The sequence below is a fragment of the Roseateles sp. GW821-FHT09H11 genome, from assembly GCF_059415845.1.
Genome location: NZ_JBWKOA010000003.1, coordinates 52,159 through 76,919, shown reverse-complemented (window position 1 = coordinate 76,919; position 24,761 = coordinate 52,159). Strand labels below are relative to the sequence as shown.

Here is a 24,761-nt window from a genome sequence, read left to right as displayed (position 1 = left end):
ACGCGGCGTCATGGCGGCGTTGTCCCCGAAGGACGGCTCGGCGGCGAGCCTTCAGCGCTCGCCGTGAGCGGCGGCGGTCACAGGCGCGTCATGGCGGCGTGGCGCGGAACCGGCCAGGCGCCGGCGCCAGACGGCGGGCAATTCGAACAGCGCCATCGCGGCACGCCCCTGGGCGGCGCGCCAGAACCACCAGGGCAGCAGCGTGCCTGCGGCCACGCCGATGATCAGATGCGGCCAGGGACTGGTGATGCCGAACACCTTGGTCAACACGATGCGGACACCGCTGGCCACGAGGATGTGGGCCAGGAAGATGGCCATCGACGCCCGCCCCAGGGCCGCCATCCGCTGCCCGTGGCCGCCGGTGGCCAGCGCGATGGCCAGCACGCACACGAGCGACAGCCCCAGCGTCGCGGCGGCGAGCCGCAGCAGCTTGGCTTCGCCGATGCCCGCGGCCTGCAACGCGATGAGGGCGACTCCGCCCGCGAGCACGCCCGCCAGCGCGAGCCGCGAGGCCGTCGCCGTGCCGAGCCCGCGCGCGCCGAGCCAGGCGCCGGCGGCGAAGTACAGCAGGTGGCTGGACACCAGCGCCGCCGGCATCGGCCAGTCACGCTGCTGCAGGGCCATCAGCGCCGCGCCCGTGAGCGTCAACGCGGCGACGCCGGCCTTCGGGCGGCGCCAGCACATCGCGACGCCGAGCAGGCTCATCAGGAACAGCGCGTAGAGGAACCAGAACTGCGCCCGCGGCGTCCAGCCCAGCGCGAGCACCTCGGCCAGCGAGACGGGCTTGCTGGTCCAGCGCGACATCAGCAACTCGATGCCGCCTTGCAGCAGCGACCACAGCACGTAGGGATAGAGGACGGTGGCCACGCGGCCGGCGAGGTAGTCGCGCGGGCCACGCCGCGTCAGCGAGCCGACGAAGAACCAGCCCGACAGCAGGAAGAACAGCGGCATGTGGAAGCTGTAGATCGCCGAGTCCAGCGTCGTGAACCACCACGGATCCATCGCCACGCCGCCGTTGACCAGCCCGCGCGCGACGTGGCCATACACCACCAGCAGGATGCCGAAGCCCTTGGCGATGTCGACCCAGTCGGATCGCGCCGCGTCGGGAGAGGAGAGCCGCGCCGTCGTCATCGTCGTACTGCCTTGAACGTCCTTGAACTGCCTAACGCGGATCCAGGACCTCGCGCTTGCGCAGGCCCTGCTCCTGCTTGAGCTTCAGGTAGTGCCGGCCGCCGTCGACCATCGCCTGGAAGGCCGCCATGTCGCGCGTGCCGATCTGCACCGCGGGATTCCCGCCGAGGATCGCGCCCGGCGGATGGGACTTCGTGACCACCGCGCCGGCGCCCACGATGGTCCCTTCGCGCAACGTCACGCCGGGCAGGATCATCGCCCGCATGCCGACCCAGACGAAGCGCTCGATGGTGACCGGACGCAACAGGTCGACCTCGTCGTACGGGACCATCGTCGCGTCCTTGTAGCGATGCATCGAGGTCATCACCGCGACACCGGGCGCGAAGATGACGTGGTCGCCGATCGTCAGCCCGCCCTGCCCGTTGAAATAGCCACCGCCCTCGATGTGGACGTGGTGGCCGAGCGAGATCCGTTCCGGGAATACGAAATCGTTGCGGCCGGCGATGCCGCAACCGTCGCCGCGCGACTTGAACGTCACCGTCGGCGCCGGTCGTCCCAGCAGGCGCCGCACCATCCTCGAGAGCCTTCCCATGCCGTGTTTCTCCGTTGTCCGTCCATCGTGGCGGCACCTGCTGCTCCCGTGGAGGATGCTGGTCCCGCCGGTGCGCCGTCGCAATGTGCGCGCGCCCCTGAATACCGTCTCAAGCGCGCGGCCTCAGCCCGCGCGTTTCAGCTTGCGCCGCAGCTTGCCCAGCACCGCGTCGCGATCCTCGCGCCGCAGGAACGCCGTCCACAGCATCAGCGCCGCGCCGGCGCCCACGCTGCAGGTGGCCAGCGCGAGCGCAGGCCAGGATGCCGGCACCGCCAGTCGCGACACCGCCAGCGAGGCCAGGAAGACCAGCGTCGCCATCATCAGGATGGGCAGCGCCTCGCGGGCGAAGGTCCACCAGGGCCGCTGCAGGATGTGCGCGGCGTACAGCGGCGTGAAGATCAGGTTGCGCAGCAGCAGCACCAGGCCGCCCGCGATGGCGATGCCGTAAAGGCCCCAGGCCCTGGCCATCGCGATCGCCAGCACCAGGTTCACCACGCCGGCCACGACCTGCAGGACGCCGGGCACCTTCACGTGGTTGGTGGCCAGGCTGACGTTGTGCAGCGGCAGGTAGGCGAGGTTGAGCGCCAGATGCCCGGTCGCGAGCACCATCACCAGCCACAGCGGCGCGAACGTGGGACCGAGCCAGACATGCAGGATCGACTCCGAGAAGCCGCAGACGATGCCGATCGGGATCGCCATCACCAGCCCGAGGTTGCGGACCGAGGCGCGCGCGTAGTCGATCATCTCGTCGAGCTTGCCTTGCGCGTGCAGCGTGAGGATGGTCGGACCGAACACCCCCGACACCACCAGCGCGAAATTGCGCAGCAGCATCGACCACTGCAGCACCAGCGCGTACTGTCCGCCCGCCGCCGCGCCGACGACCTTGTTGGCCACCAGCAGGTCGATGTTGATCAGCAGCAGCGTGCCGATCTGGCTGATGAAGACCCAGCCGCCGGTGCCGCCGAGTTCCTTCACCACCGGCCATGAGAAGCCGTCCAGACGCGGTCGCAGCGCGGGCGCGAGCCGGCGCGACGCCACGATCACCACGCCGATCGTGGCCAGCGCCGCGCACAGCACGCTCGCGCCGACGTGCCAGAGCTTGGGCATCGTGAGCTGGAACAGCACCAGCACGACGACGACACGCGCCACCAGGCCGAGGATGTTGCCCAGGTTCTGCAGGTCGAAGCGGTTGCGGCTGTAGACCACCGACTGGAAGGGCGTGCCCAGCGTCGTCACCGCCAGCCCGCCCACCGTGAGGAAGAACAGCCAGCCCGCGTCGCGCTCCCAGCCGGCCGGCACGTCGATCCAGTGCGCGATCTGGGTCAGCAGCGGCAGGCCCAGCACGCACATCAGCAGGCCGACCAGCGCGGACGCCCACAGCGAGGAGTTGAAGATGCCGTTGGCGCGCGCCTGGTCGCCGCTGCTCATCGCCACCGTCAGATGCCGCCCCACCGCGGCATTCAAGCCCGCGGTGATGACGTTGAAGTAGCCCGCCACGGTCACCGCCAGCGGCACGAGGCCGTAGGCGGCGACGCCCAGCTGGCGCACCAGGTACGAGACCAGCCACAGCGAGACGACGATGTTCAGCGCGAAGAACGCGACGTTGCTGACCAGGTTGGCCCCGAGCTTGCCTTGTCCCACGTCAGCCCCGCGACGCCTGCGTGGTCGACGAGGGCGACGAGGGCGACGAGGGCGACGAGGGCGACGAGGGCGACGCCGACGGCGCCTCGGCGCGCCGCCGCAGCGTCGCCTGCACCCGTCCCAGCGCGCGGTACAGCGGCTGCGGCAGCAGGCTCAGGCGCTTCAGGCGATCGCGTTCCGCCGCGAAGGCGCGCGAGCGGCAGTCCTTGAGCACTGCGCGCCCCGCGGCCTTGTCGCCCCACTTGATCTGGTGATGCGCATGCGCCAGCCGGAAGAAATCGTGGAAGGCCTCGATGTCCTGCGCCACCTGCGTGGCCTCGGGATGCGCGCGCATCCAGGCCTCGTCGGTGTCGAAGAACACGTAGCGCGGCGGCGGCGGGTTGCGCACCAGCGCGCGGTCGTCGCCGTCCGCGTGGTAGTACGCGCCGGGCCGCGCGTCGAAGGCGATCGGTCCCGAGAACAGCAGCCGGATCCACGTGTCCAGGTCCTCGCCCAGCCGCACGCCGGCGGGGAATCCGCCGACGCGCTGCAGCGCCGCCTTGTCCACCGCCACCGCGGACGAGAAGACCGGCGTGCCATGCCGCGCGATGCGGAAGTAGTTCTCCGGCGTCAGCACCAGCCGCGGCTCGGTCACGACCGATACGCCGGGCGTCAGCCTGCCGGCCAGGTCCACGACGTGGTAGTTCATCGCCCACGCGACGGTGCCCGGGTAGTCCGCGCGCAGTTGCCACAGGCGTTCGAGGTGATCGGGGTACCAGGCATCGTCGCCGTCGAGGAAGGCGATCACGTCCGCCCGCGCGAGCTCGACGGCGCGATTGCGCGCCACCGACACGCCGGCATTGGCCTGCCGATGGAGCCGCACGCGTGGATCGGCGATCGCCGCGACCACGTCGGCGCCGCGGTCCTTGGAGCCGTCGTCGATGACGACGATCTCGAAGTCCTGGAAGCTCTGCGCGAAGACCGAATCCAGCGCGCGGGCGATCTGCCCTTCCTTGTTGTAGAGCGGGATGACGACGGAGATCCGCGGCACCGCGTCGACGCCGCCGGAAGGAGCGAAGGAGGAAGACGGCACGGACATCAGCGGCGCCCCTCGCTGTACGGCGCGGCCGTGAAGTTCAGGCGCGCCATCTCGCACGAGTCCTGGATCGAACGCGTCCACGGCGGCGCGGCGCGGCCGCCGACGGCCAGCTTCGCGATGCGGCGCGCGGCCTCGACCGGATCGGCGGTCGCATCGCCCACGCGACCCTCGGGCCGGTAGCCGATCTCGTCGAGGAAGTCGCCGCACTTGCGGTGGTACTCGACCAGGATGAAGGGCACGCCCGCCGTGTAGGCCAGGATGCACGCATGTAGCCGCACGCCGAAGATCGCGTCGCAGCGCTGCAGCTCGGCGTAGACCCGCTTGGGATCGTCGTCGTACGGCAGCCGCTCCACATGCGGATAGCCGTCCAGCGAGGCGATCACCTCGTCGGTCACCGCGTCGTCGCCCGACGCCGCATGCCCGTTGAACACGAAGAAGCGCAGCGCGAAACCCTCCTCCGCCAGCGCCTTCACCGTCGCCTTCACCGAGGCCACGCGGCGCTGCTCGTTCTCCAGGTTGCCCTTGCCGTAGTAGCGCTCCACGTTGCACACGCTCACGCCGATCACCGGCCGTCCCGTCGCCCGCGCCGGCAGCACCGGCGCCGGCGAGTCCGCCATCACGTCCAGCATCAGCAGCGCCGGATCGAAGGCCTGGATCACCGGCGTGTCGACGTTCATCGCCTTCACGATCTCGAACGAGGCGCGATCGCGCACCGCGATGTAGCTCATCTCGCCGATCAGCTTGCGGATCTCGCGTTCACCGTCCGTGGACTTGAACGGGCCGACCGACACGCCGGCCGCCGCGATCGACTTGCGGCCGACCTTCTGCACCAGCGACTGGCGCAGCAGGTTCACCCACAGCTCCTGCGGCGAGTGCAGCGTCGAGCCGCCGAAATACACCATGTGCCGCGCGCTCAGGCCCGACAGCGTGCGCGACAGCGTCTGCTGGCCGGGGTAGCGGCGCTCGATCGGGATGATGGCCTGCGCGGGCTGGCTCAACACCGGCAGCTCGGTGGCGACGAAGGCCAGGTCGCGGGCGCCCCAGTACTTGCGGCTGCCCCAGTCCGCCACGACGCAGAACACGTCGTCGCCGGTGTTGCGGTAGCCGTAGTAGCCGTTGAACAGGAAGTCGGTCATGCGGAATCCGGAAAGGTGGGACCAGGTCGGGGCCGTGGGGGGCGGGACGGAATCTGGCGTCGGGAGTCAGAAGTCGGGACGGGTTCGGAATGCAGCTCGTGATCGGCGCGGGGCCAGGTCTTGCTCAGACTGCCGAACTCCGGCCGCGCCGCGTGGCCGATCGCCACAGCAGCCCGGCCGCGAAGGGAATGCCGTCGACGAGGTAACGCCGCGCCAGCCGGCCGGGTTCCTGCGTCAACCGGTGCACCCATTCCAGGCCGCTGCGCTGCATCCAGCCCGGCGCGCGCTTCACGTCGCCGGCCACGAAACTGAAGCTCACGCCCACGCCCAGGTACCAGGCGCGCGGCGCCAGCGGTCGCAGACGCGCGGCCAGCTTCTCCTGCTTGGGCGAGCCCAGCCCGATGAAGACGATGTGCGGCTGCCAGCCCGTCAGCAAGGTCTCGATCCTGGCCATCTCCTGCGGCTGCTGCTCGAAACCGAACGGCGGGCACAGGCAGCGCACGCGGCCCGCGGCCACGGCCTCCGGGATCAGGCGCGCGGCGGCGGCTTCGGCCGCGCCTTCGTTGCCGCCGATCAGCGCGATGCGCAGTCCGGCCGCGGCGGCCGCGCCCATCAGCGCGTTGAACAGGTCGGAGCCGGTCAGCCGCGTCGGCAGCGGCGTGCCCTGCAGCTGGCTGGCCCAGACGATGGGACGGCCGTCGGCGGTGAACACCGTCGCATCGGCCACCAGCGCGCGGAAGGCGGGCTCCAGGCGCCAGCGGCGCAGGATGTCGATGTTGGGCGTCACCACCCAGCCGCCGCGACCGGCGGTGGCCTCGTCGACGATGTGGGCGGTCAACACCGGCACCGTGGTGGCGACGAAGGGCAGCCCGTCGACGTGGATGGTCGGCAGCGCCGCGGGGCCGGTGTCCGTGGCGCCGGCGGGCGTCACGGGCGTCACGGGCGTCACGGGCGTCACGGGTGTCGTGGACGCCGTGGACGCGACCGGAGGCAAGGACGTCGCGGGCGTGGCGGACGTCGCCGGCGGAGGGGGTGTGAGGCTCATGGGATCAGACATCTCGTTTGGTTCTCACCCAGTCCACCTGACGCTTGACGATGAAGCGCAGGTACAGCGGAATCTTGGCCAGCAGGATGAACGGCGCGCGGGCCAGCTCGCCCAGCGTCAGGATGTCGCCGGCCCAGCGGTGCTGCGCCAGCACGATGGCCAGCAGCAGCGCACCCAGGCCCAGCAGCGACAGCACGAACGGCGCCGTCCAGCCCAGCACCAGCGCCAGCAGCAGCTGGACCAGCGTCCAGCCGACCAGCAGCATGCCGAGCAGCGCCAGCGGCGGCACCAGCATGTCCATCACCTGCAGCAGCTGCGCGCCGCGTCCCGGACGCATCGACTGCCACAGCAGCCGTGGCCCTTCGCCGACCAGCATCGCCAGGTGACCGTGTTCCCAGCGCGTGCGCTGGCTGGCCTCGCCCTCGCTGCTGTTGGCGAAGACGCTGGTCACGCGCGCGTCCTCGCACAGCAGCGGCGGCGCGCCCAGCTGGGCCAGGCGCACGCCCAGCTGCATGTCCTCGGCCAGGTGGCCGCTGGCCAGCGGCGCCTGCACCGCCACGTCCCACGGGAAGGCCATGCCGGTGCCGTAGAGCCCGCAAGGCAGGCCGACCTGGTGCATGCCGCGCGGCCGCACCAGGTTCTTCACGCGCATCGCGAACTCCGCCACGCGCGCCTTCAGGCCATCGTTGGCGGCCGACATCAGGTAGGTCGCCTGCACCGGCCGGCCCGTCGCATGCGCCACGGCGGCGATGCGCGTCAACAGCTGCGGGCCCAGCGTGCAGTCGGCATCCAGCACGATCACGACGTCCGGCGCCTGCCCGGTCTCGAGCGAGATGCGCTCCAGCGCGCGCACGCCGAAGTCCAGGGCGTAGCCCTTGCCGCGTTCGGTCGCGTGCGTGCGCTCGACCACGGTCACGTCGAACTCGCGCGCCTGCGCGGCGGTGTCGTCGCTGCAGTTGTCGGCCACGACGACGATGCGGTCCGATGGTCCGAGTTGCGCCAGCGCCTGCATCAGCGTCGGCCGCAGGCCGCGGCCTTCGTTGTGCGCCGGCATGACGACGGCGATGCGCGGTGGCCGCTCGAACGCGGGCAGCTCGCGGCGGTCCGGCAGCAGCGCCAGCAGCACCTGCCACAGCACCAGCGCCGCCGGCGCGAGCACCAGCAGGCTGATCACGAGCATCAGCGTCCAGGCCACGGCGGACACGGTGGACAACAGCTCAGGCATGCGCCCCCTCCTTCGCGGCCGATGCGGCACGATGAGGCGAATAGGTCTTCGCGGGCGAAGCGTACTCCTCGAACAGCGCGACCAGCTTGGCGGCCTCGCGATCAACGTCGTGGCGCTCCAGCGCCGACGCCCGCGCGCGCTGGCCCACACGCGCCAGCTCGGCGTCGTCCAGCCTCAGGCAGGCGAGCATGGCGCGCGCCAGCGCCTCGGGATCGCCGGCGGGCAACAGCCATCCGTTCTCGCCGTCGCGGATCAGCTCGGGGATGCCCGCGATGCAGGTGCTGACGCAGGGGCGGCCCAGCGCCATCGCTTCCATGATCACGACCGGCAGGCCCTCGGCGAAGCTCGCCAGCACCAGCGCGCGCGCCGCGAGCAGTTCGCTGCGCACGGTGTCGCTGGAGATCCAGCCGGTGATGCGGACATTGCGCCGCAGGCCGAGCTGCGCGATGCGCTGCTCGATGGTCTTGCGCAGTTCGCCGTCGCCGGCCAGCACCAGCTCGAAGTCCGGCACCTCGCGCGCGACCAGCGCGGCGGCTTCGATCAGCAGCAGATGGCCCTTCTGCTCGGTCATGCGGCCGATGCAGATCAGGCGCTTGCCGTGCGGCGGCGGCGCCTCGACCGAATGGAATTCCGGATCCAGCCCGCAATGGACGATGCGCAGCTTGGGCCACTCGGTGTACGCGACCCAGCGCGACAGCTGGCTGCGGCAGAACGAAGTGATCGCGGCGACGAAGCGCGCGCCGCGGATCTTCGCGCCCAGGTGCAGGAAGTCGGGACGGTCGAATTCCTCCGGACCGTGCACCGTCATGCTGTAGCCCGGACCGCCGAGCGCCTCGATCAGCATGCCCACTTCCGCGGGGTTGGTGCCGAAGTGGATGTGCAGGTGCTGGATGCGCGCGGCGCGCAGCACCGGCATCGCGGCGCAGGCCTCCATCAGGTAGACCAGGTGGAAGGGCCAGGGCCGGTCGGCGCGGCGGCTCATGCGCAGCGCCAGCTTCAGCGCGGACAGGAAGCGGCCCGGCGCGCGCGCGGCCTGCGCCAGCGTCGCCTTCAGCAGGCCGACCGTGCCGTCCTTCAGCAGGTAGTGCGTGCGGGCCTTCTCGGCCTGGTCGATCGGATCGGGCGCGTCGTCGTCCCAGCCGCGGATGGCCAGGCGCAGCACGTCCAGGCCCTGCTGCTCGACCGCGAGGATCTCGCGGCGGATGAAGGTATGGCTGACCTTGGGGTAATGGTTCACCAGGTAGGCGACGCGCGGGCGCGCGCCGGCCGGGGGCTGGCCTTGAGGGGCTTGGTCATCCAACTGCTTCGTGATCAATCGTTCCTCCCGGATTCAGCGCGGATCTGTCAGGTCGAGGCCGGCAGCAGGTCGCCGCGGGCCCAGCAATCGCCCGACGCCGTGGCACGCACCACCAGGCGCGAGCCCGCGAATTTCTCTGGCCACTCGAAGGTGACCGACTTGCCGTCCGCCAGGTCGCCGCTGTCGTAGGCGACGGCGCCCTTGGCGCCCTGCTCGCCGCCGCGCAGTTGCAGGCGCAGCGTCGCGCCGTTGCCGGTGCGCGCGGTCAGCGTCAGCTTCTGGCCCGGCTGCGGCTTGGCCCAGTTCACCGCGGTGATGTGGCGGCCCGAGTTGTTGACGACGGCCAGGCCCGCCTTGGCGTCCTTCAGCACGACGGCCTGCTGCCAGGTCTCGAAGCGCGCCTGCGCGTCGTCGCGCTCGGAGCGCCACGCGCCGCGCATGGACAGCAGGTTCATCGGCTGGCGCAATTCGACCGGCTTGCCGTTGCCATCGAGCCAGCCCTTGGCCGAGCTCACCCGGCGCAGCGCCAGGCGCATGCGCTCCAGGTCGCTGGCGGCGCGGCTGTTCCAGAGCTTGGCGGTGTGCAGCTTGGCGTTGCTGCCGATCTCGCAATAGACGACGAAGGGCGTGCCCACGTTGCGATCGACGACGTAGCCGCCGTAGACCTTCAGCGCCTCGGCGATGCGGCGCAGCCGCGCGTCGTCCACCTTGGAGACGTCGAAGTCCGGCGGCAGCATCAGCAGCGCGCCTTCGGGGATGCGGCCGTTGTTGTTGTTGAGCCCGGCGTCCGCCGAGGTCGCGGGGAAGACATACCCCGGGTCCGCGCTCAGCCCGTTGAAAGTCAGCGAGATCGCCAGCGCGTGGCGGATCGGGCCGGCGCCCTCCTCCAGCTCATGGCGGCGCACCAGCCCGCCCATCGTCGGCACCGCGGCCGCGCGCGCGCCCTGGAAGTAGTGGGCCGGGTCGCCCCAGCCGCGGCCGTCGAGCCGCGTCCAGGCATACTGCTTGGCGCACCACTGGTCGTCGACGCGGGTGAGCTTGTAGAAGGAATGGATGATGCCCGCCTCGGCATCGACGATGTCGGCGTGGCCGTCCAGGCCCTCGGCCGGATTCACGCTGGCAGGCCAGTGCGGCAGCACGACTTCCGGCTGCGTCGTCTCGGCATCCGGATCCCAGACGCCCTTCTGGCCCGGCAGGCCGAGCACGCGCATCGGCGGATCATCCGGCTGGCAGACGAAGACGCCGGTCGACCACTTGCCCGACTCCAGCGCCGGCGAGTAGGACGCCTTGGGAATCTCCCAGTCGTCCAGCACCGGCTCGACCGGCCGGCTGTTCCACGGCGACTGCGCCGAGAACGGCCGCAGCACCGTGCCGAAACGCTCGCCCCGGGCCCCGTCGGCCGCGCGCGTGTCACGCGCGGCGCGGGCGTCACGCCCCTCCCCGGCGGCCCACAGCGCCGATGGCAGCGCGGTGGCCGTCAGGCTCAGTCCCGCGGCCGCACACCAGCGTCGTCGATCCCAGGTCATCGTGTCATTCCTCCATGGTCATCGGGGACGCGAGGTCCGACGGAACGCGCGCGGCGACCTCGTCGGACGACGGCGTCGTCTCACGCGCGACGACCCGCGCCGGATTGCCGACCGCGGTCGCGCCCGCCGGCACGTCGCGCAGCACGACCGACATCGCGCCCACCTTGCAGCCCGCGCCCAGGCGCACGCCGCCCAGCACCTGCGCATAGGCGCCGAGCTCGACGCCGTCCTCGAGCACCGGGCACGGCCCGTCCTCGACGCGGTTGCCCAGCGTCACGCCCTGGCGCAGGGTGCAGTTCGCGCCGATGACGGTGCCCGGGTTCACGAACACGCCGCCGAAATGCCAGATCCGCAGGCCGGGCCCGATGCGGCATTCCTTGGGCAGGCTGATGCCGGTGACGGTCTCCACCGCGCGGAAGGCCAGCCAGTAGAAGCGCAGGGACCAGCGCCGCGCGCTGCCCTCGGGCATCGCGTCGACGCGCCGGCCGTAGCGATAGACCCGCAGCGCCCACAGCGACTGCTCGCGGCGCAGCGCGGACGCACCGCCGCAGCGGGCCAGATCGGCCTGCCAGTCGGCGTCTTCGCGGGCATTGCGAGGCGCGCGCGGCACATGGGTCGTGGACGTCATCTCAGACCTCCTTCAACCGTTGGCCGCGCCCGGCGCCGACGCGCTTGGCGAGGTCGTTGAACCGGCGCTCGACCTGGAAGGTCGACACATGCGCGATCGCGAACAGCGCGATCAGCAGCAGCGGCCGCTTCAGGTACTTGGTGACCACGTCGCCGCTGCCCAGCCAGGTGGCGGCCAATGGCAGATGCCAGATGTAGAGGGCGTAGGAGACCGTCGCGATGTAGATGAACACCCGCCCGCCCAGCACGCGCGACAAGCGGTGCGTGGGCTGCGCCAGCAGCGATCCGACGAAGGCCGCGGCGACATACGGCCGCAGGAAGCCCAGCGGATTCACCCCCGGATGCGGCAGGAAGCTGCAGGCCAGCAGCACGACGAGCAACAGCGGAACCATGCCGGTACGTGCAAGCACGTCGCGTGCCACGGCCCAGTGGCGCGAGTGCATCAGCAGCGCCAGGCAGGCGCCGGCCAGCAGGTCGTCGCAGCGGAACCAGGTGATGCTGGACGCGGTCACCTGGTGCCCGACGCGCATCGCCGTGGTCGCCAGCAGCAGGGCCGGGAACAGCCACCAGATCGCGCGCGGGCGCAGCCACAGCAGCAGCGCCGACAGCATGTAGAACTGCACCTCCAGGCACAGGCTCCAGAAGTGGTCGGTCGGCGGCACCAGCCGCTGCGGCGGCAGGTTGGCGTAGAAGAGCAGGTAGCTGAGCGCCGTGTCCAGGCTCTCCGGCTTGACCGACCAGACCACCGCGAGGCAGATCCACGCGGCCGGCACGACGCGCAGCAGCCGCCGCGCGATGAAGGACGACACCGTCGGCCGCTTCAGCAGCTGCCCGGTGATCAGGTAGCCCGACAGGATGAAGAACAGCGCCATGCCGAAGATGCCCAGCGACTCGTTCAGCGGCGTGCCGCCGACGCGCAGCGGGAACAGGTGGGTCCACAGCACGGCCAGGATGCTGACCGCGCGCACGCCGTCCAGCGCGGGCTGGCGCTCGCTGGGCCGGTGGCCGGCGGCGAGGGCCAGATCCAGGCCCTGGTCGCGGCGCTGATCGCGGTCCGGGTCGACGCTCATCGCGCGTGCTCCGCGCCGTGCATCGGCAGCGTGGCCGAGAACTCGCTGACGCGGGGCAGCGTGGCGGGGAACTCGCTGACGCGGTCATGCGGCTGCCGCGGCCGGTACTTGCTCGGCCGGATGCCCCACGGCAGGCGCTTGCGCGCCTCGGCCGCGCCGGCGATGCGGCAGGCCAGCGCGCACACCACGCCCATCGTCAACCAGAAGTACCAGTTGTAGATGAGGTAGGACAGCATGTTGTCCGACAGCGAGACCAGGAAGTTGGACAGCAGCAGCGCCAGCGAGATCAGCGCCAGCAGGCTGCGCACCGGCAGCAGCGCGCGCAGCATGCGCGCGGTCGACAGGAAGACCCAGCCGTAGGCCGCGACGCCCAGTGCGCCGTATTCGAAGAACACCTGCACCACGGCGCTGTGCGCGCCCCAGCTGCGGCCGCCGGCCATCGAGAAGAAGGTCTGCGAATGGAAGACGAAGGACTCCGCGCCGTAGCCGAAGGCCATGCGCGAGGTGGCCATCCACGACAGCGCGTCCGACCACAGCAGCTTGCGCCAGGCGAAGGAATTCAGCTTGGCGAACTGCACCACCTGGTTGCCTTCGGCCAGGCCCACGACGCGCTCGCGCACCTCGGGGATCAGCATGGCCAGCATGCCGCCGATCACCAGATAGATGAGATAGCGCCGCTCGCGGAACAGGCCGTAGACGACGAAGATGAACAGCACGGAGATCCACGCGCTGCGGGTCTTGGTCGCGAACAGCAGCCCGATCAGCAGCAGCAGATAGAGCACGACCGTCGCGGTCGCCAGGACGCCGCGGCCGGCCAGACCGCTCTTCCAGCGATAGAAGATGACGCCCACGGACAACACGAGATAGAACGCCAGGATGTTGGCGTGAGGGAACGGTCCGCCGTACCGGCCGGCGGAAGCTTCGAAGGCGTCCACGCTACCAGCGGTCTTGCCCAGGCCGATGTAAATCAGCGTGACAACTGCGACAGGCACCGACGACCAGGTGACCAACTTGAGCATCCTGTTCAGATCCGCTTCTTCCTTGACCAGGTAGAAGCTGACCAGGAACAGCGCCATCACCGACAGCTGGCCCAGATAGAGCCGCAGCGCCTGCACCTTGTCCGGCGAATACAGCAGCCCCAGCGCCTGCACCGCCACGAAGGGCAGCCACACCATCCAGGCGACGCGCGGCACGCGCTTGGGATCGCGCGCGATGATGATCCCCGCCAGCACGATGATCAGCGCGTTCAGCAGGCCGCCCAGGCCGCCGATGGCCGCGAGCCGGGTCTCCTCGAAAATCGGATTGGCGCCGGCGCGCACCAGCAGCACCGCCAGCAGGAAGGCCTCGCGGCTGTAGAGGAACAGGAAGGCCGTGACCAGCATCAGCGGCAGCACCGCCAGCAGCGCGGGGCGGTCCGATGCCATGCCGCCGACCATCACCGTCATCAGGCCGATCGCGACGGCGCCGGCCAGCAGCCCGGCCAGGCCGAGCAGGGACATCCCGTCCAGGCCGTCGCGCCAGACGCGCCACGCGCCCGCGATCCGTCCGACCGCGCCCGCCGCCCGATCTCCGCGCCCGATCTCCGTGCCTGATCCTGTCCGCAATCCGATCCTCATGCCGCCGTCATCCTGTCATCCGGGCTTCAGCGCACCAGCAGCGGCCGCGTGCCCGGAGGCACCGCGTCCACCAGCTCGCGCAGAAAACCTTCCATCACCACCTGCGACTGCGCGGCGCCTTCGGGCCGGTTCAGCCGCTGCGACGCGCGCACCAGCATCCCGTCGGGGATGCGGCCGCGGAAACCCTCGTTGAGGATGTACCAGCGCGCGGCCAGGCCGTCGCCGCCGTATTGCGTGCCGATGCGGATCCAGTAGCGCACCGCCTCGTAGCCGCCGCCGCCGCGGGCCTCGGTCAGCAGTTGCGTCGTGGGCACCGGCTCGGCGCGACCGGCCGTCGGCACCGGGCGGCCGTCGCCGATCGCGCGCACGAAGTAGCCTTGCGCCGGATAGCAGACCTCGGGCCGGTGGACCTTGACGTCCTGCCGCTGGCGCTCGCCCCAGGCCAGCGCCACCATCACCTGGTCGCCGCGGCTGTTGACGTAGGTGCGCATCACCGTCTGGTCGTAGGGCTGTTCCTGCACCGTCTCCACGCCCTGCGAGACGTCGATCTGCGGCGCCGAGTCCACGATCGCCCGCCAGTCGCCGAAGGCCTTGGGCACGGTCGCATCCAGGCTGGGCGCGCCCAGCACCGCCTGCAGACGCGGCGTCGCCAGCCACGCGCCGCCGGCCGCGACGACCATCAGCGCCACGCCGGCCAGGCAGGTGGCCACGGACAGCTTGGGCAGCCGCAGCATCGCGGGCGGCGTCGACGCCGGCGGGGTGGCGGGCGTTCCCGGGGTTCCAGGATTCATCGACGTGCTCATGCCGCCTCCTTGCCGCGCCAGCGGGCCCAGCGCAGCGAGAACGTGCGCAGCAGACCGTCCACGACCACGATCAGCATCAGCGCCGTCAGGAACAGCGCCATGCCGGAGAACTCGTGCATGAAGCCCTGCCCCACGTCGTCGCCGAAGTGGTAGGTCAGCAGCGCGAGGATGAGGATGCGGATCACGTTGGAGCAGTACGAGATCGGCACGATCAGGATGGCCAGCGCGATGTTGCGGAACACCGATTCATGGCGCACCACGTTCATGTAGAGCAGGCCCAGCGCCTCGAGCGTGAACAGCGAGTTCAAGCCCGCGCAGGCGTCCGCCACCATCAGCTGGTAGGGCCCGATCTGCAGGATCACGCCGGCGCGAGCCACCGGGTAGCCCAGCGCGAACATCATGTGCTCGGCGCCCCAGGACGCGGCCAGCTTCATCGGCTGGGTGATGACGTCGACGATGGACGCCGGCAGCGGCACCGCGAACAGCAGCAGGAAGAACGCGAACCAGTAGCGACGCGCGATGGCGGGGCCGGCCAGGATCAGCGCCAGCCCCAGCAGGACCGGCAGCAGCGAGCCCAGCTCCAGCAGCGCGATCGACTGCGAGCGTCCCAGCACATAGCCGGCCAGGCCCAGCACCAGCACGGACCAGCCGGCCAGCGGCGCGGGCCGCACGTCGAAGGTCTCGCCCTGCGAGGCCAGCCGACGGGTCTGGAAATAGAAGTACCAGGCCGACAGCGCCAGCACGATCGGACCGTGGGAGTTGCGGTCGCCGCGCCACGGGCCGTGGATGAAGTCGATGAAGGTCGGCACGTACAGCAGCGCCAGGCCCACGGCCAGCGCCACCAGCGCCAGCCGGTTGAGCGCCCAGAAGCCGCGGCCCGGCCCGGGGCCCGCGCGGTCACCCGAACGTAGGAACAGATTGCTAGCCATGACTTTCACTGCGATCCCTGCAAAGACGGTCGGCGACGGGCAGACGGCGACGTCGCGATCCGGCGGGGATCGCGCGCGTCGCGGCGGAGGCCCGGTGCATGCCGGGCCGACGAGGGCTCTTCGCGGCCCTGACTCAATACTCGTTCATGACGGTCCCGACGAGTGTCGTGGACACGCCGTCGAGGCTGTCGGTGAGTTCCTGCAGCGCGGTGACCCGCGACTTGTTCTGTCGCGCCAGCACCAGCGCCGCGCCGCAGCGCGCGGCCACGATCGCCGCGTCGGCACCGTACTGGCCCGCGGAGGTGTCCACCAGCACGTGGTCGAACTTGCCGGCCAGCTCGCGCATCAGCAGCCCGAAGGCGGGCCGCTCCAGCAGCTCCACCGGGTTGGGCGGCACCGCGCCCACCGGCAGGATGAACAGGCTGTTCATGCCCTCCACCTGCTGGATCACGCGCGGCTCGCTGCGACCCGACAGGATCGAGGACAGACCGGCCTGGTTGTTGACGTCGAAGATCTCGTGCTGGCGCGGGCGGCGCAGGTCCGCGTCCACCAGCAGCGTGCGGCCGCCCAGCTGGGCCAGCGTCACCGCCAGGTTGGCCGTGAAGTAGCTCTTGCCGTCCAGCGAGTCGGGGCTGATCACGGCCAGCGCGCGGCGCGGCTCGTTCTCGCGGTACAGCCGCATCGTGATCTGGCTGCGGATGCCGCGGAAGACTTCGGCCTGCGACGAGAACGGCGTGTTCAGCGCCACCAGCTCGGGGCTGCGGACCTTGCGCTCGCTCGGGGCGTAGGGGTAGTGGAACTGCTTGGACAGCGCTTCCAGCACGTCCTCGGCGTTGGCGTAGCCCAGCGCCACGGCAGCCTCGCCGAAGCGGATGCCGCGTTCGCGCTGGTACTGCAGCACGCGCTCGACCTGGTCGGCGCTGAGGTTGCGGGTCTCGGCGATGATCGCGCCGATCGAGCGGTCATGCACGCCCGGGCCGGAAGACTTGCTGTTGGTCGGTGCGTCCACGGATTTCCTCTGGGCCAACGGAATGGGTTCCTTCACATCGGACATCAGGCGGTCCCTCGGCCGGGTCGGGCGGTATGCCCGAGCAGTCGACGTTCCGCCGACGGCAGCGCCGAGGCGCGCCGGCCCGGCGCGGGCAGCACGCCCAGCATCGGCAGCGGCAGCACGGCCATGACATCGTCGGCATCGCGCACCTTGCGGTCGCGCATCTCCAGCAGCAGCGCCAGGCCGACCGCCAGGATCACGCTGGCGACGAAGGCCAGCGCGGTGTTCAGCAGGATCTTCGGCGACGAGGGCTTCAGCGGCGCGACCGCCTCGGTCAGGATGTTGACGTTGCTCTGCGTGGTCTGGCTCTCGAGGCTGGTCTGCGTCAGCCGCGTGGTGATGTTCTCGTAGGCGCGCTGGGCGCTCTCGGCCTCGCGCATCAGGCCGCTGGCGTCGTCGCGCGCGGCCTTGAGCTTGGCGACCTTCTCGCGCTGCGCCTCCAGCGAGGCGCGGATCTCCGCCTCGCGCTGCTTGTTGATCGTGTTGGTGACGGTGACGCCGCCGCTGACGCGCCCGATCTCGGTGCGCAGCCTGCCGCGCACGTCGGTCACCGTGGCCTTGGCCTCGATCACCTGCGGGTGGTTGTCGCCGTAGCGGGTGCTCAGTTCCTGCAGCTTGCTCTCGGCGCGGCTCAGGTCGGCCTTGAGCTGCATCACCACCGGGTTGGCCAGCACGTCGGGCAGTTGGTCCGCGCCGCGCGCGGCCTGGCCCTGGCGGCTGCCGGACTCGGCCGACAGCGCCTGCAGCGCCACCAGCTGCGAGGACAGCTCCGAGAGGCGGTTGCTCTCGACGTCCAGGCGTTCGTCGGTGGCGATGATGCCGTGCTCGCGCTCATAGGCGGAGAGCTTGGCGCGCGTGCTCTCGAGCTTCTCCAGCGCGACCTTGGCCTGCTGGTCGAAGTAGCCGGCGTACTGGCGCGCGGGGTCGACGCGCAGGTCCAGCGTCGTCGAGACGTAGGCCTTGACGAAGGCGTTGGCGAGCGCAGCCGCGAACTGCGGGTCCGGCGCGCGGTAGGCCACCGTCAGCACGTTGCTCTCCTTCGAGGGCTTCACGTCCATGTTGGCCTGCAGGAAGGCGATCAGCCACTGCTCGATCGTGCCCTCGCCGCTGGTGGCGGTCTGCCACTGCTCGCGGATCGCGGGGACCTCCGACAGGCGCAGGTCGCGCACGACGCGCAGCGCGACGCGGTCGCTGCTGATCACGTCGACCTGGGTGTTCATGAAGGCCGGCGACGCCAGGCCCGGATAGATCAGCGCCGAGATCGGATCGGGCTTGGCGTCCACCACCACCGAGGCCGTGGCGACGTACTTCTTGGGCAGCACCAGGCTGACGGCGAAGGCGGTCAGCGTGGTCAGCAGCACGACGAGCAGGACCAGGGACCAGCGCGCGCGCAGGATGGAAAACAGTTTGCTTGGCGTCACGGGCACTCCTCAGCCGGACCTCGACGGTCCGGCATCACACAATTCAGAACAGGCTCTCTCGGACGAAGATCACGTCGCCGTCCTTCAGCGCCTCGTCCATGCCGGGCTTGATCTCCTGCACCTTGCCCGACGCGTCCTTGCGGTGCACGCGGATGCCGCGGTCGGTGCCGCGCAGCGTCAGACCGCCGCCGGCCGCCAGGCCCTGCAGCAGCGTCATGCCGCGCTCCAGGCGGATCTGGCCGGGCTTCTGGACCTCGCCGTAGATGTAGACCATCGGGAAGCGGTCGACCCACAGCACGTCGCCGTTGAGCACGACCACATCCTGTTCGCGACCGTTGGCGCCGAACAGCGTGGGCAGGTCCACCTCGAGGCGGAACGGCTTGCCGCCGCGCACGCCGGACAGCACGACCGTGTCGCCGCCGGTGGACGCCACGCCGCGCGCGTTGGCCAGCAGGTCGGTCAGGCGCGTGTCGGCGACCTCGAGCGGATAGCGGCCCGGCTGGTTCACCTGGCCCAGCACGCTGGCCTGGTTGCCGGTGACCTTCAGGACCACGATGGTGACCTGCGGCTGCTTGACGAAGTTGCCCTTCTTCAGGCCGTCGGCGATGCGCTGTTCGGCGTCGCTGATCGACAGGCCGCCGATGCGGATCGATCCCAGCAGCGGGAAGGTGATGGTGCCCGCTTCGGACACGCGGGTCTCGAGCAGCATGTCCGGGTTCTGGAACACGCTGATGCGGATGGCGTCGCCCGATCCCAGGCGGTATTCGGCGGTGGCGCCGGAGGCCAGGCCGGTCGGCGCGGCGGGCACGGTGGACACGGCGGCTGGACGGGCCGGCGCCTGCGCGACGGCGCCGCCGGCGAGGGACAGCGCGAGGACCGCCGTGACGGCCGTGGAGGCCGCCGAAGCGAAGGAGAGGATCGGGAAGCGACGCGTATTCATCATTTGATGCCTAGGCCCTTGGCAAGGTTGTTGTCCACCGGGCCGCTGGCGCCGGTGGGGCTGTCGGAGGCGGCGGGCGTGACGGCCGGCACCGCGGGATCGGGGGTGGGCGCCGGAGTGCCGGCGGGCGCGGAGGCGGCCAGATCGGCGAACTTGCCGACGTATTCGATCTTGGCGTTGTCGCGCATCGCCTTGATGTCCTTGGCGACCAGTTCCGCGCGGCGCTGGTTCAGCAGGAACATCTCGATGGACGGGCGCGCCTGCGCCTCGGTCGCGGGCTGGCGTTGCGAGCCGGCGAGGAACAGCACGGTGAGCCCGTTGGCCTGGCCGTTCATGATGAACTGGCCGTCCTTCAGGCGCGAGATCGCGTCGAGGTTGTTGAGCGGGATCTGCTCGGCCGAGCGCACCATCTGCGAGCCGACGAACTTGAAGTTGTCGGCCTTGAGCGCTTCGAGGAATTCGGGGAGGGTCTTGGCACCCTGCAGCTTGGCGCGGATCGCTTCGAACTGATCCGGCTTCGCCTCGATGTTGATTTCCTGCAAGTTGTAGATGCGACGCTCGGCAAAAAGTGCCGGTTTGTCGTTGTAGTACTGCTTGATTTCCTGGTCCGTCGGCTTGGTGGCCGTCTCGCCGATGCGGTCAGCATAGGCCCTGGCGATGATCTCCCGCTTGGCGGTTTCGATCTGTTGCACCACCCGCGGATCGCGATCGACCTTGAGGTCCTGGGCCTTCTGCACGGCCAGTTCCTGGTCGATGAGGCGCTCGAGGATCTGGCGCGACGCGGCGTCCACCTGCTCGGGCTTCACGTTGGGCTGGCGTTGCAGCACGAAGTTGATCTGGTGGACGGTGATCTCTTCCTTGTTCACCTTGGCCGCGGTCTGCGAGGCCTTGGCGCCGCTGCCGCCGCCGCACGCGGCGAGCACGACCGCGGCCAGTACGGCGGCGGAGACGGCAGCAAGGGAGGCGACCGCCGGCGTGGCCCGTCGCGCTTGATTTCCGTGATCCCGATTCCTCATCGCATGCATGGTGTCGACCTTGATGTTGTATCTGTCCGGCGGCCCCTTGAGGGGTGCTCTACGCGTACGCGAGCGGCGAGTGTAGCCCTGCACCATGACTGAACTTACCCGTTCCGGCAGGCTTCAAAGCCCCCATCCCGGGTTCGCAGGGGTCCATAGCAAGAATGGGTCCTGGGTCCGGTCTTCAGGCTGTGGCAGCCCCCGTGAACAAGGGGGATCCACCCTGTAAAGCCGGTGTCTGAAAACGCCTCCGGAACGTCATTGCAACGACGTGAAAAAGCCGTCAGCAGGCGAGCGTGAAACGCCGTCTCGGGCACGCCGGGACACCCCAAAGAAGGGCGCGACAGGAACGCCCCCAAAAGAACAAGGCCGCCGACCTTTCGGACGGCGGCCTCGGAGGCCTTCAGACGCCCCGGTCAGACCGGGACGACGAGACGCGCGCTCAGGGCAGCTTGTTCAACGCATTCACCGCGTCGATCAGGCCGAAGCCGTCGTACAGGCTCCAGCCCTTGACCGCGGCGCCGCCGGAGAACGGGATCACCCGCGCCGCCGGCGTGGTCTGCAGGATGCTCTTGACCTGCTTGGGCGTCAGCGAGCCGGGGCCGCCGGCCTTCTGCAGCATCAGCGCCGCGACACCCGCCGCGTGCGGAGCCGCCGCGCTGGTGCCGAAGAAGTTGTTGAAGCCGTCGCCTTCGTAATCCGAGCTCGGATAGAAGAAGGTCGTGTTGCCGCCGTCCGGCGCGGCGATGTCAGGCTTCTTGCGGGTCTCGGGCACCGCCAGGCGGTTGCCGGCGGCGTCGAACGCGATCGTCACCGGGCCGGGGCTGCTGAAGCTCTCGAACGCGGGGATGAACGGGCTCTGCTGCGTCGCCGGGAAGCTGTAGCGGTAGGCCGCCACGCTGTTGGCGCCGGCCGCCGCGCTGTGGCCGAAGGTCGTCGGGCCGCTGCGCACCTGGAAGGGCGCGCCGCCCCAGCCGTCGAGATTGACCAGGCGCACGCGCGAGGCCAGCTTGGTGCCGGCGCTCGTGCGGCCGACCATGATGCGGTAGGTGCCGCTGGCGCCGCCCGACAGGCCGACGATCTCCTCGCCGAAGTCCGCCGCGATGTTGTTGGTCGCGAAGGTGAAGACGCAGTTGCCCGCGGCGTTGATCAGGTAGAAGTTCAGGTCGGTCGTGACCTTGCCTTGGTAGAACAGGTCGTCCCACTGCAGCAGCAGCGTCGAGCCCGAACCGCTGTAGGTCACCGGCAGCGCGTAGGTGCCGCCGCCGAAGTCCAGGAAGCCGCCGCCCTGGTTGGCCTTGGTGCTGCCGGAGGCCGGCGAGCTGGTGCAGGTGTTCAGCGACGCCAGGTTGACGTTGCCCAGGTTGGACGGCGTGGTCGAGAAGGTCGCGACCGGCACGTCGATCGCGCCGCCGCCGCCGGCCGAGCCCTGGTTGCCCGCCGACGAGAAGTACGAGACCGGACGGCCCGCCAGCGTCGTGCTGTTGACGACGTCGTTGACCGCCTGCGCAACCTGGCCGTCGGAGAAGAAGGGCTCGTCGTAGTAGAAGACGTCGTCGACGATCACGTCGGCGCGGCACGCGGGTTCCGTGCGCAGCCGGCGGATGTTGTCGGCGAAGGCGGCCTCGCCGGCGAAGGCGGTGGCGAAGCACTGGTCCGCGCCCGGGGCCACGTCTTGCACGATCTGCATCATCGCGCGGCCTTCGTCGGTGTTGCTCGGGTCGGCACCGATGTCGAGGACCCACTTCGGCGGACGCAGATCGCCGGAGGCGATGTCGTTGGCGGCACGCACCGTCGTGAAGCTCAGCGGCGATCCGTCATAGGAGTCCGACAGCACGCCCACCGTGATGCCCGCGCCGGTCCAGCCGGCGGCGTTGGCGACGTTGCTGCGCAGCACCGGCGCGCCCTGCGAGGTGGTGAGCCCGACGTTCTTGTGCGGGCGGCGCGTCAGCTTGGCCAGGTGCAGGCCGCTGGTGCCGGACAGCGCGGCCAGCGCGGACGTCGGCACGTAGGCCGAGATCGCGCCGTGGTTGAACGCGCGGTTGACGCCGGTCACCTGCGCGCCGGACGCCTCGAGCTGGGCCTTGAAGTCGTCGATCGAGGTGCCGGCCTCGAGGTAGATGTCGACCAGCACGCGGCCTTGCGCGTCGGACATCGACTTGACGTAGGGCTTGATCTCATCGGTCTCGACGGCCAGCGAGCGCAGCTGGCGGCGCGACTGCTGGTCGACGATGTCGGACAGCGCGCCGTCGAGCTTGGCGTGCTGCGCATAGGCGCCGCCGCAGGCGGCCAGGGCCAGCAGCGCGCTCAGGACGCGCAGACGGGGGGCGGTGCTGTTCTTGGTGTGAGTCGAAGTCGTCATGGGCGGCTCCTCAGGCTTGTGCGGTGGTGACGGGCTTGCGGCGGCGGATCAGGCCGGCCACGCCGAGGGCGGCGCCGGCCAGCAGCAGGCTGCCGGGCTCGGGCACGTCGGAGGCGGCGGAGGCGCTCGCGCCGACCAGCTGGATCTCGTATTCGCCGAACTCGCTGGTCAGGCTGCTCCAGCCGGTCAGCGCGCCGGCGCCGGGATTGGCGGCGACGTTGCCGCCCTGGCCCAGCAGCGACGGGAAGATCGCCGAACCGCCGCTCACCGGCGTGTAGCTCGCGCCGGTGATGGCCAGGTAATACAGGCCGCTCACGGTCGGGATGTAGTTGCTCAGCGTCGATTGCGAGCCGCCCACGTTGCCGTCGTCGTCGTTGCCGATCAGGCCCTTGCCGGCGGCATCGAACAGGTACAGCACCGTGTCGAAGAAGTTGTAGTCGATGCCCGACGCGGTGGTCGTGGCGGAGAACGCCGTGCCCGCGGTCAGGTAGATCGCGAACAGGTCCGCGTCGCCGTCGATCGAGCCCTGGATCGCGTCGATCGGGCCGCTGCCCAGGAAGGTCTTGGCCGTGACGATGGTTTCGCCGGCATCGCCGCCGCCTTCGACGAAGACTGCGGCCGCCTGCGCGGACGTCGCCGCGCCGAAGGCCAGGGCTGCGATCGGCAGCCAGGTGTTCTTGAGGCTCTTGAAGCTCTTGATTCGCGTGAACATCGGACGTTCCCCTGAAAAGGTGTGGACACCCCGCGCGGCACAACCACGCTCGGTGCGGTGCTGAACAGAGGGGACGATGCACAAGCTGTGCCAAGTGTCACGAACTTTCGAGGTACCCCGCAGGAAACCCCGATGGCATCGGCACTTGCGGGTGCCGTGCGGCGTACACCCCGATCCACGGGGGATCCCCGCGACGCGGGGGTGTAAAGGCCGTCGACTCCGGGTTAGCCCGCGTCATACGACGACCCGCCCGGCCGGCCTGGGCCCTGCCCAGTCCCTGCTTCGTCCTTGCTCCACCCGTGCGATGTCAGCCGGCAGGCGGCCGCGCGGCGGAGCGCCGCAGCGCGCCGGGCGGCTGGCCCACGATGCGCTTGAACGCGCGGCTGAACGAGGCCTCGGAGTCGTAGCCGAGCCGGTCCGCCGCGACGGCGACCCGCATGCCTTCATGCGCGATCCAGCGGCGGGCCTGGAACATCTTGACCTTGGCGACGTATTTCGCCGGGCTGTCGCCGACGACCTTCGTGAACGCCTCGGCGAAGCGCGAGCGCGAGGCGCCCATCAGGCCGGCCAGCTCGGGCACGCTCCAGTCGCGTTCGGGCTCGGCATGGATCGCGGCGATCACCTTGCCGATGCCGGGGCACTGCACGGCGGCGATCCAGCCGCTGGCATCGTTGCAGGCGCATTCCACCCAGGCCCGGATGATGCTGGCGGCCAGCACGTCGGCCAGCCGCGCGAGGATGCCGCAGGCGCCGATGCGGTCCAGCGCCACCTCGCGCTCCATCGCCTCCAGCAGCGTCGGCACGGTCGGGTCTCGGCGCGCCAGGTCGTTGGCGCGCATCGCGTCCGGCATCATCGCCAGCAGCGGATGCAACGGATCCAGGTTGAAGCGCATCGCGCCGCAGAACATGACGTCGGGCGGGTCCTCTCCGGAGGCAGTCTCCGCATCCGTGCCAGCCCCAGCGCCGGCCATGGCCACCGCCTCCGCGCCGACCAGATAGATGTCCTCCGCGACCGCGCGGCGCGCGATCGAGTCGATCTCCACGGCCGGCAGGTCCGGCGCGCTCGCCAGCACATGCGCACTGCCGCGCGGCAGCAGCACGGCATCGCCGGCGTTCAGCTGGACCCAGTCGCTGCCCGGCGTCATCAGCCAGCAGGTGCCGCGCGCGACGAAGTGGAAGCGCGCCTCCTTGCGCGCCGGGAAGGCGACCGCCCACGGCGCGCGCAGCAGGCAGCGGCCGTATTCAACGCCCTCCAGCCGCAGCCCCAGCAGGATCTGCGTCAGCAGGTCGGCGGGCTTCAAGGGCGTCGGGGGCAGCGGCTCCACGGGAGCTCTGGAGGAATCGTCATGCATTTCGGCTCTTCCGGCATGGAAACGCCAGGATCCTACCCATAAGCTGAAGGCCATACCCACTGTCCCTCTTCTCCGCCGTGTCTTCCACCTGCACCGACTGCCTCGACGCCCCCCACACCCCGGTGGGCGCGCCACCACCCGGGTCCGCATCCCCTCACCCCTCACGCGGAGAGTCCGTCTCCGCCGCGCTCG

At 70.4% G+C, this 24,761-nt stretch carries 21 protein-coding genes; all 21 read right to left on the bottom strand.

The features are described from left to right. Positions 1-51: 51 nt before the first annotated feature. On the bottom strand, positions 52-1,131 hold the full coding sequence (locus tag AC07PR_RS11185) for an acyltransferase family protein (protein ID WP_495135351.1): 1,080 nt from the start codon (positions 1,129-1,131) through the stop codon (positions 52-54). Positions 1,132-1,162: 31 nt separating this feature from the next. Next, positions 1,163-1,723: an acyltransferase gene (locus AC07PR_RS11180; RefSeq protein WP_377160910.1), complete on the bottom strand. Its 561-nt coding sequence runs from the start codon at positions 1,721-1,723 to the stop codon at positions 1,163-1,165. Positions 1,724-1,846: 123 nt separating this feature from the next. Beyond that, complete coding sequence (locus AC07PR_RS11175) at positions 1,847-3,364, bottom strand: lipopolysaccharide biosynthesis protein (RefSeq protein ID WP_377160908.1); 1,518 nt, start codon at positions 3,362-3,364, stop codon at positions 1,847-1,849. 1 nt (position 3,365) lies between these two features. Further along, positions 3,366-4,442: a glycosyltransferase family 2 protein gene (locus AC07PR_RS11170; RefSeq protein ID WP_495135350.1), complete on the bottom strand. Its 1,077-nt coding sequence runs from the start codon at positions 4,440-4,442 to the stop codon at positions 3,366-3,368. Continuing rightward, positions 4,442-5,578, bottom strand: a complete 1,137-nt coding sequence (locus tag AC07PR_RS11165; protein WP_483107598.1) for a polysaccharide pyruvyl transferase family protein — start codon at positions 5,576-5,578, stop codon at positions 4,442-4,444. The genes AC07PR_RS11170 and AC07PR_RS11165 overlap by 1 nt, the downstream gene beginning before the upstream one ends. A gap of 124 nt (positions 5,579-5,702) precedes the next feature. Further along, entirely contained in the window at positions 5,703-6,623 is a 921-nt protein-coding gene (locus tag AC07PR_RS11160; protein WP_495135349.1) for a WecB/TagA/CpsF family glycosyltransferase, read from the bottom strand. 4 nt (positions 6,624-6,627) lie between these two features. Further along, positions 6,628-7,848 carry a glycosyltransferase family 2 protein gene (locus AC07PR_RS11155; RefSeq protein ID WP_377160900.1) on the bottom strand — a complete coding sequence of 407 codons (1,221 nt, stop codon included), beginning with the start codon at positions 7,846-7,848 and terminating at the stop codon, positions 6,628-6,630. Then, positions 7,841-9,148: a glycosyltransferase family 4 protein gene (locus tag AC07PR_RS11150; protein ID WP_377160898.1), complete on the bottom strand. Its 1,308-nt coding sequence runs from the start codon at positions 9,146-9,148 to the stop codon at positions 7,841-7,843. Before AC07PR_RS11150 ends, AC07PR_RS11155 begins: the two co-directional genes overlap by 8 nt. 44 nt (positions 9,149-9,192) lie before the next feature. Then, the gene (locus AC07PR_RS11145) at positions 9,193-10,671 is read right to left on the bottom strand and encodes an Atrophin-1 multi-domain protein (protein WP_495135348.1); all 1,479 of its coding nucleotides are present in this window, start codon (positions 10,669-10,671) and stop codon (positions 9,193-9,195) included. Between the two features lie 4 nt (positions 10,672-10,675). Continuing rightward, positions 10,676-11,299 (bottom strand): serine acetyltransferase, encoded by a 624-nt coding sequence (locus tag AC07PR_RS11140; protein WP_483107601.1) that lies wholly within the window; start codon positions 11,297-11,299, stop codon positions 10,676-10,678. Position 11,300: 1 nt separating this feature from the next. Next, a complete protein-coding gene (locus AC07PR_RS11135) occupies positions 11,301-12,368 on the bottom strand; it encodes an acyltransferase family protein (protein ID WP_377160892.1) in 1,068 nt (355 codons plus the stop codon). Then, positions 12,365-13,984 carry an O-antigen ligase family protein gene (locus AC07PR_RS11130; protein WP_483107602.1) on the bottom strand — a complete coding sequence of 540 codons (1,620 nt, stop codon included), beginning with the start codon at positions 13,982-13,984 and terminating at the stop codon, positions 12,365-12,367. The genes AC07PR_RS11135 and AC07PR_RS11130 overlap by 4 nt, the downstream gene beginning before the upstream one ends. A 26-nt stretch (positions 13,985-14,010) precedes the next feature. Continuing rightward, positions 14,011-14,787 carry an exosortase C-terminal domain/associated protein EpsI gene (locus AC07PR_RS11125; RefSeq protein WP_495135347.1) on the bottom strand — a complete coding sequence of 259 codons (777 nt, stop codon included), beginning with the start codon at positions 14,785-14,787 and terminating at the stop codon, positions 14,011-14,013. Continuing rightward, positions 14,784-15,716 carry an exosortase B gene (gene xrtB, locus AC07PR_RS11120; RefSeq protein ID WP_431099900.1) on the bottom strand — a complete coding sequence of 311 codons (933 nt, stop codon included), beginning with the start codon at positions 15,714-15,716 and terminating at the stop codon, positions 14,784-14,786. The genes AC07PR_RS11125 and xrtB overlap by 4 nt, the downstream gene beginning before the upstream one ends. Positions 15,717-15,849: 133 nt before the next feature. Further along, entirely contained in the window at positions 15,850-16,725 is an 876-nt protein-coding gene (locus AC07PR_RS11115) for a polysaccharide biosynthesis tyrosine autokinase (RefSeq protein ID WP_377160883.1), read from the bottom strand. A 44-nt stretch (positions 16,726-16,769) separates the two neighbouring features. Then, complete coding sequence (epsF, locus tag AC07PR_RS11110) at positions 16,770-18,188, bottom strand: chain length determinant protein EpsF (protein ID WP_377160881.1); 1,419 nt, start codon at positions 18,186-18,188, stop codon at positions 16,770-16,772. A 43-nt stretch (positions 18,189-18,231) separates the two neighbouring features. Further along, positions 18,232-19,128: a polysaccharide export protein EpsE gene (gene epsE, locus AC07PR_RS11105; protein WP_377160879.1), complete on the bottom strand. Its 897-nt coding sequence runs from the start codon at positions 19,126-19,128 to the stop codon at positions 18,232-18,234. Next, complete coding sequence (locus tag AC07PR_RS11100) at positions 19,128-20,144, bottom strand: EpsD family peptidyl-prolyl cis-trans isomerase (protein WP_495135346.1); 1,017 nt, start codon at positions 20,142-20,144, stop codon at positions 19,128-19,130. Before AC07PR_RS11100 ends, epsE begins: the two co-directional genes overlap by 1 nt. A 442-nt stretch (positions 20,145-20,586) precedes the next feature. Then, positions 20,587-22,506 (bottom strand): S8 family peptidase, encoded by a 1,920-nt coding sequence (locus AC07PR_RS11095; RefSeq protein WP_495135345.1) that lies wholly within the window; start codon positions 22,504-22,506, stop codon positions 20,587-20,589. A 10-nt stretch (positions 22,507-22,516) separates the two neighbouring features. Then, the gene (locus AC07PR_RS11090) at positions 22,517-23,218 is read right to left on the bottom strand and encodes a DVUA0089 family protein (protein ID WP_377160863.1); all 702 of its coding nucleotides are present in this window, start codon (positions 23,216-23,218) and stop codon (positions 22,517-22,519) included. Positions 23,219-23,525: 307 nt separating this feature from the next. Next, the gene (locus AC07PR_RS11085) at positions 23,526-24,569 is read right to left on the bottom strand and encodes an AraC family transcriptional regulator (RefSeq protein WP_377160861.1); all 1,044 of its coding nucleotides are present in this window, start codon (positions 24,567-24,569) and stop codon (positions 23,526-23,528) included. Positions 24,570-24,761 lie beyond the last annotated feature (192 nt).